13 protein-coding genes are annotated in these 13,371 nt (G+C 64.8%); all 13 read left to right on the forward strand.

Annotated elements, in window-relative coordinates:
• Positions 1-3: 3 nt before the first annotated feature.
• Positions 4-2,079, forward strand: a complete 2,076-nt coding sequence (nuoG, locus tag JQ572_RS27875) for an NADH-quinone oxidoreductase subunit NuoG (RefSeq protein ID WP_211386033.1) — start codon at positions 4-6, stop codon at positions 2,077-2,079.
• A gap of 10 nt (positions 2,080-2,089) precedes the next feature.
• A complete protein-coding gene (gene nuoH, locus JQ572_RS27880) occupies positions 2,090-3,157 on the forward strand; it encodes an NADH-quinone oxidoreductase subunit NuoH (protein WP_211386034.1) in 1,068 nt (355 codons plus the stop codon).
• An 8-nt stretch (positions 3,158-3,165) separates the two neighbouring features.
• Complete coding sequence (gene nuoI / locus JQ572_RS27885; RefSeq protein ID WP_014494864.1) at positions 3,166-3,660, forward strand: NADH-quinone oxidoreductase subunit NuoI; 495 nt, start codon at positions 3,166-3,168, stop codon at positions 3,658-3,660.
• 9 nt (positions 3,661-3,669) lie between these two features.
• Positions 3,670-4,308: an NADH-quinone oxidoreductase subunit J gene (locus JQ572_RS27890; protein ID WP_211386035.1), complete on the forward strand. Its 639-nt coding sequence runs from the start codon at positions 3,670-3,672 to the stop codon at positions 4,306-4,308.
• Positions 4,305-4,613 carry an NADH-quinone oxidoreductase subunit NuoK gene (gene nuoK, locus JQ572_RS27895; RefSeq protein ID WP_008547737.1) on the forward strand — a complete coding sequence of 103 codons (309 nt, stop codon included), beginning with the start codon at positions 4,305-4,307 and terminating at the stop codon, positions 4,611-4,613. The genes JQ572_RS27890 and nuoK overlap by 4 nt, the downstream gene beginning before the upstream one ends.
• An 8-nt stretch (positions 4,614-4,621) precedes the next feature.
• Entirely contained in the window at positions 4,622-6,700 is a 2,079-nt protein-coding gene (gene nuoL, locus JQ572_RS27900) for an NADH-quinone oxidoreductase subunit L (protein WP_211386036.1), read from the forward strand.
• A complete protein-coding gene (locus tag JQ572_RS27905) occupies positions 6,701-8,209 on the forward strand; it encodes an NADH-quinone oxidoreductase subunit M (RefSeq protein WP_211386037.1) in 1,509 nt (502 codons plus the stop codon).
• Between the two features lie 22 nt (positions 8,210-8,231).
• Positions 8,232-9,668: an NADH-quinone oxidoreductase subunit NuoN gene (gene nuoN, locus JQ572_RS27910; protein WP_211386038.1), complete on the forward strand. Its 1,437-nt coding sequence runs from the start codon at positions 8,232-8,234 to the stop codon at positions 9,666-9,668.
• A gap of 1 nt (position 9,669) precedes the next feature.
• Positions 9,670-10,476: a biotin--[acetyl-CoA-carboxylase] ligase gene (locus JQ572_RS27915; protein WP_211386039.1), complete on the forward strand. Its 807-nt coding sequence runs from the start codon at positions 9,670-9,672 to the stop codon at positions 10,474-10,476.
• On the forward strand, positions 10,476-12,146 hold the full coding sequence (locus tag JQ572_RS27920) for a ribonuclease J (protein WP_211386040.1): 1,671 nt from the start codon (positions 10,476-10,478) through the stop codon (positions 12,144-12,146). Before JQ572_RS27915 ends, JQ572_RS27920 begins: the two co-directional genes overlap by 1 nt.
• An 88-nt stretch (positions 12,147-12,234) precedes the next feature.
• A complete protein-coding gene (mce, locus tag JQ572_RS27925) occupies positions 12,235-12,639 on the forward strand; it encodes a methylmalonyl-CoA epimerase (protein WP_211386041.1) in 405 nt (134 codons plus the stop codon).
• A 9-nt stretch (positions 12,640-12,648) separates the two neighbouring features.
• A complete protein-coding gene (locus tag JQ572_RS27930) occupies positions 12,649-12,924 on the forward strand; it encodes a DUF1467 family protein (RefSeq protein ID WP_211386042.1) in 276 nt (91 codons plus the stop codon).
• Between the two features lie 72 nt (positions 12,925-12,996).
• Positions 12,997-13,344, forward strand: coding sequence for a hypothetical protein (locus JQ572_RS27935; RefSeq protein WP_211386043.1), 348 nt, complete (start codon positions 12,997-12,999; stop codon positions 13,342-13,344).
• The last annotated feature ends 27 nt before the right edge of the window (positions 13,345-13,371 follow it).

Below are 13,371 nucleotides of genomic sequence, written 5' to 3' on the forward strand. Positions count from 1 at the left end.
GAAATGACCAAGCTCATCATCGACGGCAAAGAGATCGATGTCCCGCCGGAGTACACGCTGCTTCAGGCGTGCGAAGCGGCCGGCGCCGAGATTCCGCGCTTCTGCTATCACGAGCGGCTGTCGATCGCCGGCAATTGCCGGATGTGCCTCGTCGAAGTGAAGGGCGGCCCGAAGCCGGTCGCGAGCTGCGCCTGGGGCGTGCGCGATTGCCGTCCGGGCCCCAAGGGCGAGCCGCCGGAAATCTCGACGCGTTCGCCGATGGTGAAGAAGGCGCGCGAAGGCGTGATGGAATTCCTTCTGATCAACCATCCGCTGGACTGCCCGATCTGCGACCAGGGCGGCGAGTGCGATCTTCAGGACCAGGCGATGGGCTATGGTGTCGACACCAGCCGCTTCGCCGAGAACAAGCGCGCGGTCGAGGACAAATATCTCGGCGCGCTGGTCAAGACCTCGATGAACCGCTGCATCCAGTGCACGCGCTGCGTCCGCTTCTCGGCGGAAGTCGCCGGCGCTCCCGAGATGGGCGCCACCGGCCGCGGCGAGGACATGGAGATCACCACGTATCTCGAGCACGCGCTGACGTCGGAATTGCAGGGCAATCTCGTCGACATCTGCCCGGTCGGCGCGCTGACCTCGAAGCCCTATGCTTTCGCCGCGCGCCCCTGGGAGCTCGGCAAGACCCAGTCGGTCGACGTGATGGACGGCGTGGGATCTGCGATCCGCGTCGACACCCGCGGCCGCGAGGTGATGCGCGTGCTGCCGCGCATCAACGAGGCCGTGAACGAGGAGTGGATCTCGGACAAGACCCGTCACGTCGTCGACGGCCTGCGCACCCAGCGGCTCGACCGGCCCTATATCCGCGAGGCCGGCAAGCTTCGCGCGGCAAGCTGGCCCGAGGCCTTCGCAACCATCGCGGCCAAGGCGGCGCGCACCGACGGCAAGCGCATCGGCGCCATCGCCGGCGATCTTTCCGGCGTCGAGGAGATGTTCGCGCTGAAGGATCTGCTTGCCAAATACGGCTCGGCCAATCTGGCAGTGCAGGGCGGCGACGCCTTCGATCCCGCGCTCGGCCGCGGTTCCTACATCTTCAATCCGACGCTTGCAGGCGTCGAGCAGGCCGACGCGCTGCTCATCATCGGCGCCAATCCGCGCAAGGAAGCGGCGGTGTTCAACGCCCGCATCCGCAAGCGCTGGCGTGCCGGCGGCTTCAAGGTCGGCGTGATCGGCGCGAAAGCCGATCTGACGTACGACTATGACCATCTCGGTGCGGGTACCGAGACGCTCGGCGAACTTGCCGCCGGGAAGCACTCCTTCATGGACGTGCTGAAGAACGCCAAGAACCCGATCATCCTCGTCGGCGCGGGTGCAGCCTCGCGTCACGACGGCGCCGCCATTCTTGCAGCCAGCGCCAAGCTCGCGCTCGACGTCGGTGCGATAAAGGACGGCTGGAACGGCTTCGGCGTGCTGCACGAGACCGCCTCGCGCGTCGGAGCGCTGGATATCGGCTTTGTCGCCGGTCAGGGCGGATTGAACGCCGCGCAGATGACGACGTTCGGCACGCTCGACCTCTTGTTCCTGCTCGGCGCCGACGAGATCAAGGCGCCGGACGGCACTTTCGTCGTCTATATCGGCACCCATGGCGACCGCGGCGCGCATCGCGCCGACGTCATCCTGCCGGCGGCCGCCTACACCGAGAAATCCGCGATCTACGTCAACACCGAAGGCCGCGTGCAGATGACAGGCCGTGCCGCATTCCCGCCGGGCGAGGCCCGCGAGGACTGGGCGATCGTGCGCGCGCTCTCGGAGGCGCTCGGCAAGAAGCTCGGCTATGACTCGCTGTCGGCGCTCCGCCAGGCGATCTTCAAGGCTGTGCCGCATCTGATCCGTCTCGACCAGATCGAGGCCGGATCCGCCGACCAGGTCAAGAAGCTGGCGGGGAAGGGCGGCTCGCCCGAGAAGGCGCCGTTCAAGCCGCTGGTCGAGGACTTCTACCTGACCAACCCAATCGCGCGTGCGTCCGCCGTGATGGCGGAATGCTCGCGGCTTGCCTCCGGGCAGATGCTGACCGCAGCGGAGTGAGCGTGATCTGATGGAATTCTTCGAAAGCGCATTCTGGACCGGGTTCCTCTGGCCGCTGATCATCATGATCGCGGAGAGCGTTCTGGTGCTCGTCGTCCTTCTGATCGCGATTGCCTACATCCTGCTCGCCGACCGCAAGATCTGGGCGGCGGTGCAGATTCGCCGTGGCCCGAACGTGGTCGGACCCTGGGGCCTGCTGCAGTCCTTCGCCGACCTGCTGAAATTCGTGCTGAAGGAGCCGATCATCCCGGCCGGCGCCAACAAGGGCGTGTTTCTCCTTGCTCCCTTGGTCTCGTGCGTCCTGGCGCTCGCGGCCTGGGCGGTGATTCCGACCAATCTCGGCTGGGTGATCTCCGACATCAATGTCGGCATCCTGTTCATCTTCGCGATCTCGTCGCTGTCGATCTACGGCATCATCATGGCCGGCTGGTCGTCGAACTCGAAATATCCGTTCCTGGCGGCGCTGCGCTCGGCGGCGCAGATGGTGTCCTACGAGGTCTCGATCGGCTTCGTCATCATCACCGTGCTGCTCTGCGCCGGCACGCTGAACCTCTCGGCCGTGGTCGAGGCTCAGCATGTCCGCGGCCTGGCCAGCCTGATCGGGCTGCCGCAGCTGACGATCCTGAACTGGTACGTCTGGCCGCTGTTCCCGATGTTCGTGATCTTCTACGTCTCGGCGCTGGCGGAGACCAACCGTCCGCCCTTCGACCTCGTCGAAGCGGAATCCGAACTGGTCGCCGGCTTCATGGTCGAATACGGATCGACGCCGTATCTGCTGTTCATGCTCGGCGAGTATGTCGCGATCGTCACGATGTGTGCGATGGCGACGATCCTGTTCCTCGGGGGCTGGCTGCCGCCGGTCGACCTGCCGCCTTTCAACTGGGTGCCGGGGATCATCTGGTTCTCGCTCAAAGTGTTCTTCATGTTCTTCCTGTTCGCGATGGCAAAGGCGATCGTGCCCCGCTACCGCTACGATCAACTGATGCGCCTCGGCTGGAAAGTGTTCCTGCCGCTGTCGCTGGCGATGGTGATCGTGGTGGCCGGTGTGCTGCACTTTGCCGGCATCGCGCCGAAGTGAGGGCCGTCATGGGTATCAACGTCAACGCCACTGCACGCTCGCTTCTGCTGTCGGAATTCGTCTCGGCGTTCTTCCTCGCCATGCGCTATTTCTTCCAGCCGAAGCCGACGCTGAACTATCCGTTCGAGAAGGGCCCGATCTCGCCGCGCTTCCGCGGCGAGCACGCGCTGCGCCGCTATCCGAACGGTGAAGAGCGCTGCATCGCCTGCAAGCTGTGCGAAGCGATCTGCCCGGCGCAGGCGATCACCATCGAGGCCGGTCCGCGCCGCAACGACGGCACCCGCCGCACGGTGCGCTACGACATCGACATGGTGAAGTGCATCTATTGCGGCCTCTGCCAGGAGGCCTGCCCGGTCGACGCCATCGTCGAAGGTCCGAACTTCGAGTTCGCGACCGAGACCCGCGAGGAACTGTTCTATGACAAGGCCAAGCTGCTCGCCAATGGCGACCGCTGGGAACGCGAGATCGCCAAAGCGATCGAGCTCGACGCGCCGTACCGGTGAGATGAGAGCATGATCCTTCCCGCGCTGTTCTTCTATCTCTTCGCAGGCGTCTGCGTCGCCTCGGCGGTGATGGTGATTGTCTCGCGCAATCCCGTGCACTCCGTGCTGTACCTGATCCTGGCCTTCGTCAACGCCTCCGGCCTGTTCGTGCTGATGGGTGCCGAGTTCCTGGCGATGATCCTGATCGTCGTCTATGTCGGCGCGGTCGCGGTGCTGTTCCTGTTCGTGATCATGATGCTCGACGTCGACTTCCTCGAGCTGCGCGAGGGTTTCATCGAGTACCTGCCGGTCGGCCTCGTGATCGGCGGCATCTTCCTGTTCGAGCTGCTGCTCACCGTGGGCTTCTGGGTCATCAATCCCGGCGTCGCCAAGACGATCACGGCGGCGATCCCGACCAATGTCAGCAACACCGAATCGCTCGGCCTCGTGCTCTATACGAAGTACATCCACTACTTCCAGCTCTCGGGCATGGTGCTTCTGGTTGCCATGATCGGCGCCATCGTGCTGACGCTGCGCCACAAGGCGAGCGTGAAGCGGCAGGACATCAACGTTCAGAACGCGCGCACGCCCGAGATGGCGATGGCGATGCGCAAGGTGGCGCCGGGGCAGGGGCTCCAGGACAGCGACGCGGCGGAGTGGGTGAAATGACGATCGGGCTCGGACACTATCTGGCGGTCGGCGCGATCCTGTTCACGCTCGGCATCCTCGGCATCTTCCTGAACCGCAAGAACATCATCGTCATCCTGATGTCGATCGAGCTGATCCTGCTCTCGGTCAACATCAACCTCGTGGCGTTCTCGACCTTCCTCGGCGACATCGTCGGCCAGGTCTTCGCGCTCCTGGTGCTCACCGTCGCGGCCGCTGAAGCCGCGATCGGTCTCGCCATCCTGGTGGTCTATTTCCGCAACCGCGGCTCGATCGCGGTTGAGGACGTCAATCTGATGAAGGGCTGATCTCAGTCATGGTCCAGGCGATCGTTTTTCTGCCTCTGCTGGGCGCCATTCTGGCCGGCCTGATCGCGCTGTTCGGCGCGCATGCCCGCAACCCCTCGGGCGACGAAGTGGAGCATCACGGCGACCACGGTCACGGCCATGGCGACGCCCACGCGGCGGCGGCCCATGACGACCATGGTCACGACGATCATGCTCACGACGACCACGGTCCGGCCGAGCCGCCCGCGGCCGGCTCGCGCGGCGCCGAGCTGATCACCACGGCGCTCCTGTTCGTGTCGGCGGCCCTGTCATGGATGACGCTGGTCGACGTCGGCTTCATGCATCACGACATGCGCATTCCGCTGATGCCGTGGATTCTCTCCGGCGATCTCCAGGTCTACTGGACGCTTCGGGTCGATACGCTCACGGCCGTGATGCTGGTGGTGGTGACGACCGTGTCCTCGCTCGTGCACCTCTATTCGATCGGCTACATGGACGAGGATCCGAACCGGCCGCGCTTCTTCGGCTATCTCAGCCTGTTCACCTTCGCCATGCTGATGCTGGTGACCGCGGACAATCTCGTGCAGCTGTTCTTCGGCTGGGAAGGCGTCGGTCTGGCGAGCTACCTCCTGATCGGCTTCTGGTACCAGAAGCCGTCGGCGAACGCCGCCGCCATCAAGGCCTTCGTGGTCAACCGCGTCGGCGATTTCGGCTTCGCGCTAGGCATCTTCGCGATCTTCCTGCTGGTCGGCTCGACCGATTTCGAGACCATCTTCCACACGGCGCCGGGCCTCACCGGCAAGACCATCGACTTCCTCGGCTGGCACGCCGATGCGCTGACCCTGACCTGCCTGCTGCTGTTCATGGGCGCGATGGGCAAATCGGCGCAGTTCCTGCTGCACACCTGGTTGCCGGACGCGATGGAAGGCCCGACCCCGGTCTCGGCACTGATCCACGCCGCGACCATGGTCACCGCCGGCGTCTTCATGGTGGCGCGCCTGTCGCCGCTGTTCGAGCTGGCGCCGAACGCGCAGGCCGTCGTGATGTTCTTCGGCGCGACCACGGCGTTCTTCGCCGCGACCATCGGCCTCGTCCAGAACGACATCAAGCGCATCGTCGCGTATTCGACCTGTTCGCAGCTGGGTTACATGTTCGTGGCGATGGGAGCGGGGGCCTATTCGGTCGGCATGTTCCATCTGTTCACGCACGCCTTCTTCAAGGCGCTGCTGTTCCTGGGCTCCGGCTCGGTGATCTACGCGATGCACCACGAGCAGGACATCCGCAACATGGGCGGCCTCTGGAAGAAGATCCCCTACACCTACGCGGTGATGGTGGTCGGCACGCTGGCCCTGACCGGCTTCCCGCTGACCGCGGGCTATTTCTCCAAGGACGCCATCATCGAGTCCGCCTACGCCTCGCACAATCCGTTCGCGATGTACGGCTTCCTGATGACGGTCGTCGCCGCCGGCCTGACCTCGTTCTACTCCTGGCGCCTCATCTTCAAGACCTTCCATGGCGAGCCGCATGACGAGCATCATTACGAGGCGGCGCACGAGGCCCCGATCTGGATGCTGATCCCGATCGGCGTGCTCGCGGTCGGCTCCATCATGGCCGGCTTCCCGTTCAAGGAACTGTTCGCCGGTCACGGCATCGAGGAGTTCTTCCGCGAATCCGTGAAGATGAATCCGCACATCATCGAGGAAATGCACCACATCCCCGAGAGCATCGCGTTCCTGCCGACGGTGATGATGGTGCTGGGCTTCCTGGTGTCGTACCTGTTCTACATCCGCCGGCCCTATCTGCCGGTCGAACTCGCGAAGACGCAGCCGATGCTGTACCAGTTCCTGCTCAACAAATGGTACTTCGACGAGCTCTACGACCTCATCTTCGTCCGTCCGGCGAAGTGGATCGGCTACCAGCTCTGGAAGAAGGGCGACGGCGTCATCATCGACGGCCTGGGTCCCGACGGCATCTCGGCCCGCGTGCTGGACGTCACCCGCAACGTCGTGAAGATCCAGACCGGTTATCTCTATCACTACGCGTTTGCCATGCTGATCGGCGCCGCCGGCCTGATCACCTGGTTCATGTTCGGCTTTGGAGGCCAGTAAATGACGACCTGGCCCATCCTTTCGGTCACGACGTTCCTGCCCTTGGTCGGCGCGCTGATCGTCTATCTCAGCCGCGGCGACGACGAGGCGGCCCGGCGCAACTCGCGCTGGATCGCGCTGTGGACCACGCTGATCACCTTCGCGGTGTCGGTGATCCTGGTCATGCGCTTCGATGCGTCGAACCCCGACTTCCAGTTCGTCGAGAAGGCGAACTGGCTCGCCACCGGTATCACCTACCACATGGGCGTGGACGGCATCTCGCTGCCGCTCGTGATCCTGACCACCGCCATCATGCCGTTCTGCATCATCGCGAGCTGGAAGGCGATCACCAACCGCGTCCGCGAATACATGATGGCGTTCCTGATCCTGGAAACGCTGATGATCGGCACCTTCTCGGCGCTCGATCTCGTGCTGTTCTACCTGTTCTTCGAGGGCGGCCTGATCCCGATGTTCCTGATCATCGGCGTCTGGGGCGGTCCGCGCCGGGTCTACGCGTCCTTCAAGTTCTTCCTCTACACGCTGCTCGGCTCGGTCCTGATGCTGCTCGCCATCATGGCGCTGTACTGGAACGGCGGCACCACCGACATCCCGACCCTGATGCACACCGCCGTGCCGCGGTCGTTGCAGACCTGGGCGTGGCTGGCCTTCTTCGCCTCCTTCGCGGTGAAGATGCCGATGTGGCCGGTGCACACCTGGCTCCCCGACGCGCACGTCGAGGCGCCGACCGCAGGCTCGGTGGTGCTCGCCGCAATCCTGCTGAAGATGGGCGGCTACGGCTTCCTGCGCTTCTCGCTGCCGATGTTCCCGCTGGCCTCGCACGACTTCGCGCCGCTGGTCTTCACGCTCTCCGCCATCGCCATCATCTACACCTCGCTGGTGGCCTTGATGCAGGAGGACATGAAGAAGCTGATCGCGTACTCGTCGGTCGCGCATATGGGCTTCGTCACCATGGGCATCTTCGCCGGCACCATGCAGGGCGTCGCCGGCGGCGTGTTCCAGATGATCTCGCACGGCATCGTCTCCGGCGCGCTGTTCCTCTGCGTCGGCATCGTCTACGACCGCATGCACACCCGCGAGATCGCGGCCTATGGCGGCCTCGTCAACCGGATGCCGCTCTACGCGCTGACCTTCATGGTCTTCACCATGGCCAATGTCGGCCTGCCCGGAACGAGCGGCTTCGTCGGCGAGTTCATGACGCTGCTTGGCACCTTCAAGGTCTCGATCCCGACAGCGTTCTTCGCGACCTTCGGTGTGATCCTGTCGGCGGCCTATGCGCTGTGGCTTTACCGCAAGGTCGTGTTCGGGGCGCTGGTCAAGCCGTCGCTGATGAGCATGAAGGATCTCACCCTGCGCGAGTGCGTGACGCTGTTCCCGCTGATCGCGCTGACGATCCTGTTCGGCGTTTACCCGAAGCCCGTGCTCGACATGTCGGCCGCCTCGGTCCAGCAACTCGTCAACAATTACAACACCGCTGTGACGGCCGTGAAGGCCGCCGCACTGCTCCAGTGAGCGGGCAGGTCAGGATATCGCCATGAGCTTTGAGACTGCAGGTTATCAACTGGCGCCGGTGCTGCCCGAGCTCGTGCTCGCGGTCGGCGCCATGGCGCTCCTGATGCTCGGCGCCTATCGCGGGCAGGAGACCACCAGGACGGTGACCTCGCTCGCGGTCCTGCTCCTGGTCGCGGTCGGCGTGCTCGTCTACCTTCAGCCCGCGGGCAAGCAGGTGACCTTCGGCGGCAGCTTCATCGTCGACGATTTCGCCCGCTTCATGAAGATCCTGGCCCTGATCGGCTCGGCGGTGACGCTGGTGCTGTCGACCGAGTTCCTGTCCGACCCGTCGCGCCGCATCTTCGAATACGCGATCCTGGTGCTGCTCTCGACGCTCGGCATGATGGTGCTGATCTCGGCCGGCGACCTGATCTCGCTCTATCTCGGCCTCGAATTGATGTCGCTGGCGCTCTATGTCGTGGCGGCCTCGAACCGCGACAACGCGAAATCGACCGAAGCCGGCCTGAAGTACTTCGTGCTCGGCGCGCTGTCGTCGGGCATGTTGCTGTACGGCTCCTCGCTGATCTACGGCTTCACCGGAACGGTCTCCTTCACGGGCATCGCGGCAGCCGCGACGGTCTCGAATGTCGGCCTGGTGTTCGGCCTGGTCTTCCTGCTCGCCGGCCTCTGCTTCAAGGTCTCGGCCGTGCCGTTCCACATGTGGACGCCCGACGTGTACGAGGGCGCGCCGACCCCGGTCACCGCGTTCTTCGCCTCGGCTCCGAAGGTCGCCGCGCTCGCCGTCTTCACCCGCGTCACGCTCACCGCATTCCCGGGCATCGTCTCGCAGTGGCAGCAGATCCTGGTGTTCGTCGCCATTGCGTCGATGGCGCTGGGTTCGTTCGCTGCGATCGGCCAGAGCAACATCAAGCGCCTGATGGCCTATTCCTCGATCGGCCACATGGGCTTTGCCCTGGTCGGTCTTGCCTCCGGCACCGTCGAGGGCGCGCAGGGCGTGCTGATGTACATCGTGATCTATGTCGCGATGACGCTGGGCTCGTTCTCGATCATCCTGGCCATGCGCCGCAACGGCCAGGCGGTCGAGCAGATCAGCGATTTCGCGGGCCTGTCGCGCACCAATCCGCTGCTCGCCTTCATGTTCGCGATGCTGCTGTTCTCGCTGGCCGGCATCCCGCCGCTCGCGGGCTTCTTCGCCAAATGGTACGTCTTCGTCGCCGCGATCAAGGCCAATTTGTTCACGCTTGCGGTGGTCGGCGTGCTGACCAGCGTGGTCGGCGCCTACTACTATCTCACCATCGTCAAGACGATGTATTTCGACGAGCCGGCCGGGCAGGTCGATCCGGTGCGCGTCGAGGTGAAGACGGTGCTGGCGGTCGCGGGCCTGTTCAACATCCTGTTTGCGCTGTTCGCAGGGCCAGTGGTGAGCGTCGCCTCCGCCGCGGCAAAGTCGCTGTTCTAGGATGGGATTCGCGCTCGGTCCTCGCGCACTCTCGGCGGGCTACAAGCTCGCAGCGTTCGACCGGACCGGCTCGACCAATACCGAGGCGATCGCGCATGCCAGGGGCGGCGAGCGCGGCCCGATGTGGTTCGTGACATCCGAGCAGACCGCTGGCCGCGGCCGCCGCCAGCGCTCCTGGATCGCGCCGCGTGGTAACCTTGCGGCCAGCGTCCTCGAGGTTCTGGACATTGCGCCCGCCGTCGCCGCCACGATCGGCTTCGCGGCGGGGCTGGCGGAGGAGGCTGCCCTCGAGAAGGTCAGCCTCGAGGCCGCTTTGCGCCTTGGCGAGGGCCGTCCCCGCTACGCCCTGAAATGGCCGAACGACGTGCTTGCGGGCGGCAGGAAGCTGGTCGGCATCGGCCTCGAGGCCGAGGCCATCGGCGATCGCCTGGCCGTTGTCGTCGGCATCGGCACCAACGTCGTCGCAGCACCCGAGGGCACCCCGACGCCCGCAGTGTCGCTCGCCGCGCTCGGCGTCCAGATCAGCGCGGAAGAGCTGTTTGCGGCGCTATCCGATGCCTGGGTGGAGTTCCGCGGCATCTGGGACAATGGCCGCGGCTTTGCCGAGATCCGCAAGCTCTGGCTGGAGCGCGCGGCCGGGCTTGGCGCGCGGGTCGCGATCAACACGGGAACGATGACACTGGAAGGCATTTTTGACACGATCGACGATACCGGTTGCCTGATCGTCCGCACCACTGACGGCCGACGCCTGCCGGTGGCGGCCGGCGAGGTGTTCTTCGGCTCGGCCGCCTCCGTGGGAGCTGCGTGATGGCGAAACCTGAAGAACTGGTCTTTGCGCCGCTCGGCGGCGTCGGCGAGATCGGCATGAACCTGTCGATCTACGGCCTCGGCAACCGCCAGCAGCGGGCCTGGCTGGCGATCGATCTCGGCGTCTCCTTCGGCGACGAGGAGCATCTGCCGGGCATCGACCTGATCATGCCCGACATCAGCTTCCTGGAGAAGGAGCGCAAGAACCTGATGGGGCTGGTGCTGACCCACGCCCATGAGGACCATTTCGGCGCCATCATCGATCTCTGGCCCAGGCTGAAATGCCCGATCTATGCGACCCAGTTCAGCGCGGCGCTGTTCGAGGCCAAATGCGCCGCCGAGCGCAACGCGCCGAAGATCCCGGTGACGGTGGTGCCGTCGGGCGGCCGCATCGATGTCGGCCCATTCAACGTCGAGTTCATTCCCGTCGCGCATTCGATCCCGGAGTCGCATGCGCTGGCGATTCACACCGACGTCGGCACGGTGCTGCACACCGGCGACTGGAAGATCGATCCGACCCCGATCATCGGCCGCCCGACCGACGAGAAGCGGCTGCGCGAACTGGGTGATCAGGGGCTGCTCGCCTTGATCGGCGATTCCACCAACGCCGTGCGCGACGGCCGCTCACCCTCGGAAGCCGAGGTTGCCCGATCCATTACCGAACTCGTCAAGGCCGCCAAGGGCCGCGTCGCAGTCACGACCTTTGCCTCCAACGTCGCGCGCCTCAAGGCCGTCGCCATCGCTGCGAAGGCCGCCGACCGTGAGGTCGTCGTGGTCGGCCGCGCCATGGAGCGCGTGGTGCAGGTCGCGCGCGAGACCGGCTATCTCGACGGCGTGCAGAGTTTCCGCTCCCCCGAGGTCTACGGCCATCTGCCGCAGGACAAGGTGCTGGCGCTCTGCACCGGCAGCCAGGGCGAGCCGCGCGCGGCGCTGGCGCGCATCGCCAATGACGACCATCCCGAGATCACGCTCAACCGCGGCGACAGCGTGATCTTCTCCTCGCGCACCATTCCCGGCAACGAGAAGGCGGTCGGCGCAATTATCAATGGCCTGGTTTTACAGGGTGTCGAGGTCATCACCGACCGCGACCATCTGGTTCACGTCTCCGGCCATCCCCGCCGCGACGAGCTGCGCGACATGATCGCCTGGACCAGGCCGCAGCTCCTGATCCCCGTCCACGGCGAGGCGCTGCACCTGAACGAGCACGCCAAGCTCGCGCGCGCCGCCGGCGTGCCGCGCGTGCTGGTCGTCCGCAACGGCGATCTCGTCAAGCTCGGCCCCGGCGATCCCGGCATCATCGGGGAAGTGCCCTCGGGCCGTCTCTACAAGGACGGCACGATCCTGGAGGATTCCAAGTCCCGTGCCGTGGTCGAGCGCCGCCGCATGGCGTTTTCGGGCTGTGCCTTCGTCGCCATCGCCATGACCGACCAGGGCGAGCTTGCCGACGATCCCGAGGTCGATCTCGTCGGCATCCCCGAGAAGAACAGGGCGGGCGAACCCTTCGACGACATCGTCTTCGACGCCGTGGTCTCCACCGTCGAGGGCCTGCCGAAGGCGCGCCGCCGCGATGCGGATGCGCTGGCCGAGTCGGTGCGGCGCGCCGTCCGTGCCGTGATCAACGAACATTGGGGCAAAAAGCCTCCCTGTCTGGTACACATCCTGACAGTCTGATTTGGGCACGATCTTTTCGGAAGACCGCTTCACACTTTGCGCTACCGCGGCCCTTCGGGTCCGGATCATGCCTTAAGGGAGAAGAAACATGCTGGGCCGGCTCAACCATGTCGCGATCGCGACCAAGGACGCCGTCAAGGCCGCGAAGATCTATGGCGCCGCCTTCGGGGCGCAGATCTCGGAGGCCGTCGCGCTGCCCGATCATGGCGTCACCACCGTGTTCGCGACGCTCCCCAACACCAAGATCGAGTTCATCGAGCCGCTCGGCGAGGCCTCGCCGATCGCAAAATTCCTCGAGCGCAATGCCGACGGCGGCATCCACCACGTCTGCTACGAGGTCGTCGACATCATCGCCTCGCGCGACACGCTGGTGAAGGAGGGCGCGCGGGTGCTCGGCGACGGCGTGCCGAAGATCGGCGCGCACGGCAAGCCGGTGCTGTTCCTGCACCCGAAGGATTTTTCCGGTGCCCTGGTCGAAATCGAGCAGGCGTAAGGCCGGACCATGGCCATCCAGATCTCAACCGCAATCGCGATCTACTTCGTCATCTGGTGGATCGCGCTGTTCCTGACGCTGCCCTTCGGCGTGCGCAGCCAGCACGAGGACGGCGTCGGCGCACCCGGCACCGACCCCGGTGCGCCGATCCTGACGCGGATGAGGAGCAAGCTGATCTGGACCACGATCCTCTCGGCGATCATCTACGGGATCGCCATGGTCGCCTATCACGCCGGCTATCTCTCGATCGAACGCCTGTCGAAATTGATGGGCATGCCGTTCTAGGTTTTCTGCTAGGTTTTTTGCCGGGTTTTTGCCGGGTTTTTCGGTGTTGCGTCGTTGTTTTTGGGGGAACGAATGACTTTTCAGAGGATCGTCGTCGCGCTTCTGTTTCTGATCGTCGTTGGCCTCGGCGCCATCGGCTATTTTGAATGGAAGATGGCCGTGCAGGCGCGGACGCTGAAGGCGTTCGTCGAGGGCTACGTCTTCAACGAGGCCGTGATCGCCTGCGAGCAGGCCAAGAGCTCGACGCCGTTCAAGTGGAACGGGGGCAAGAGCACCTCGGTGATCGGCCTGAACTCGGTCAAGCTGGACAAATACAACGTCAGTGCCAGCTACACGCTGGTGGCGGACAGCGTCTATTGCGATTACGATCCGATCAAAAGAAAGGCCGAGATCGGCTCGAGCTTCCTGGAGCGGGAGTAACGATCCGGCCATGCAAATGGGATGGGA

It is taken from the genome of Bradyrhizobium sp. SZCCT0153 (assembly GCF_018129995.1).
Classification (GTDB): Bacteria; Pseudomonadota; Alphaproteobacteria; order Rhizobiales; family Xanthobacteraceae; genus Bradyrhizobium; species Bradyrhizobium japonicum_G.

Excerpts from the sequence above, each read along its gene's own strand:
- nuoG (WP_211386033.1), top strand. The coding sequence starts at position 4 with ATGACCAAGCTCATCATCGACGGCAAAGAGATCGATGTCCCGCCGGAG.
- nuoH (WP_211386034.1), top strand. The coding sequence starts at position 2,090 with ATGGAATTCTTCGAAAGCGCATTCTGGACCGGGTTCCTCTGGCCGCTG.
- nuoI (WP_014494864.1), top strand. The coding sequence starts at position 3,166 with ATGGGTATCAACGTCAACGCCACTGCACGCTCGCTTCTGCTGTCGGAA.
- JQ572_RS27890 (WP_211386035.1), top strand. The coding sequence starts at position 3,670 with ATGATCCTTCCCGCGCTGTTCTTCTATCTCTTCGCAGGCGTCTGCGTC.
- nuoK (WP_008547737.1), top strand. The coding sequence starts at position 4,305 with ATGACGATCGGGCTCGGACACTATCTGGCGGTCGGCGCGATCCTGTTC.
- nuoL (WP_211386036.1), top strand. The coding sequence starts at position 4,622 with ATGGTCCAGGCGATCGTTTTTCTGCCTCTGCTGGGCGCCATTCTGGCC.
- JQ572_RS27905 (WP_211386037.1), top strand. The coding sequence starts at position 6,701 with ATGACGACCTGGCCCATCCTTTCGGTCACGACGTTCCTGCCCTTGGTC.
- nuoN (WP_211386038.1), top strand. The coding sequence starts at position 8,232 with ATGAGCTTTGAGACTGCAGGTTATCAACTGGCGCCGGTGCTGCCCGAG.
- JQ572_RS27915 (WP_211386039.1), top strand. The coding sequence starts at position 9,670 with ATGGGATTCGCGCTCGGTCCTCGCGCACTCTCGGCGGGCTACAAGCTC.
- JQ572_RS27920 (WP_211386040.1), top strand. The coding sequence starts at position 10,476 with ATGGCGAAACCTGAAGAACTGGTCTTTGCGCCGCTCGGCGGCGTCGGC.
- mce (WP_211386041.1), top strand. The coding sequence starts at position 12,235 with ATGCTGGGCCGGCTCAACCATGTCGCGATCGCGACCAAGGACGCCGTC.
- JQ572_RS27930 (WP_211386042.1), top strand. The coding sequence starts at position 12,649 with ATGGCCATCCAGATCTCAACCGCAATCGCGATCTACTTCGTCATCTGG.
- JQ572_RS27935 (WP_211386043.1), top strand. The coding sequence starts at position 12,997 with ATGACTTTTCAGAGGATCGTCGTCGCGCTTCTGTTTCTGATCGTCGTT.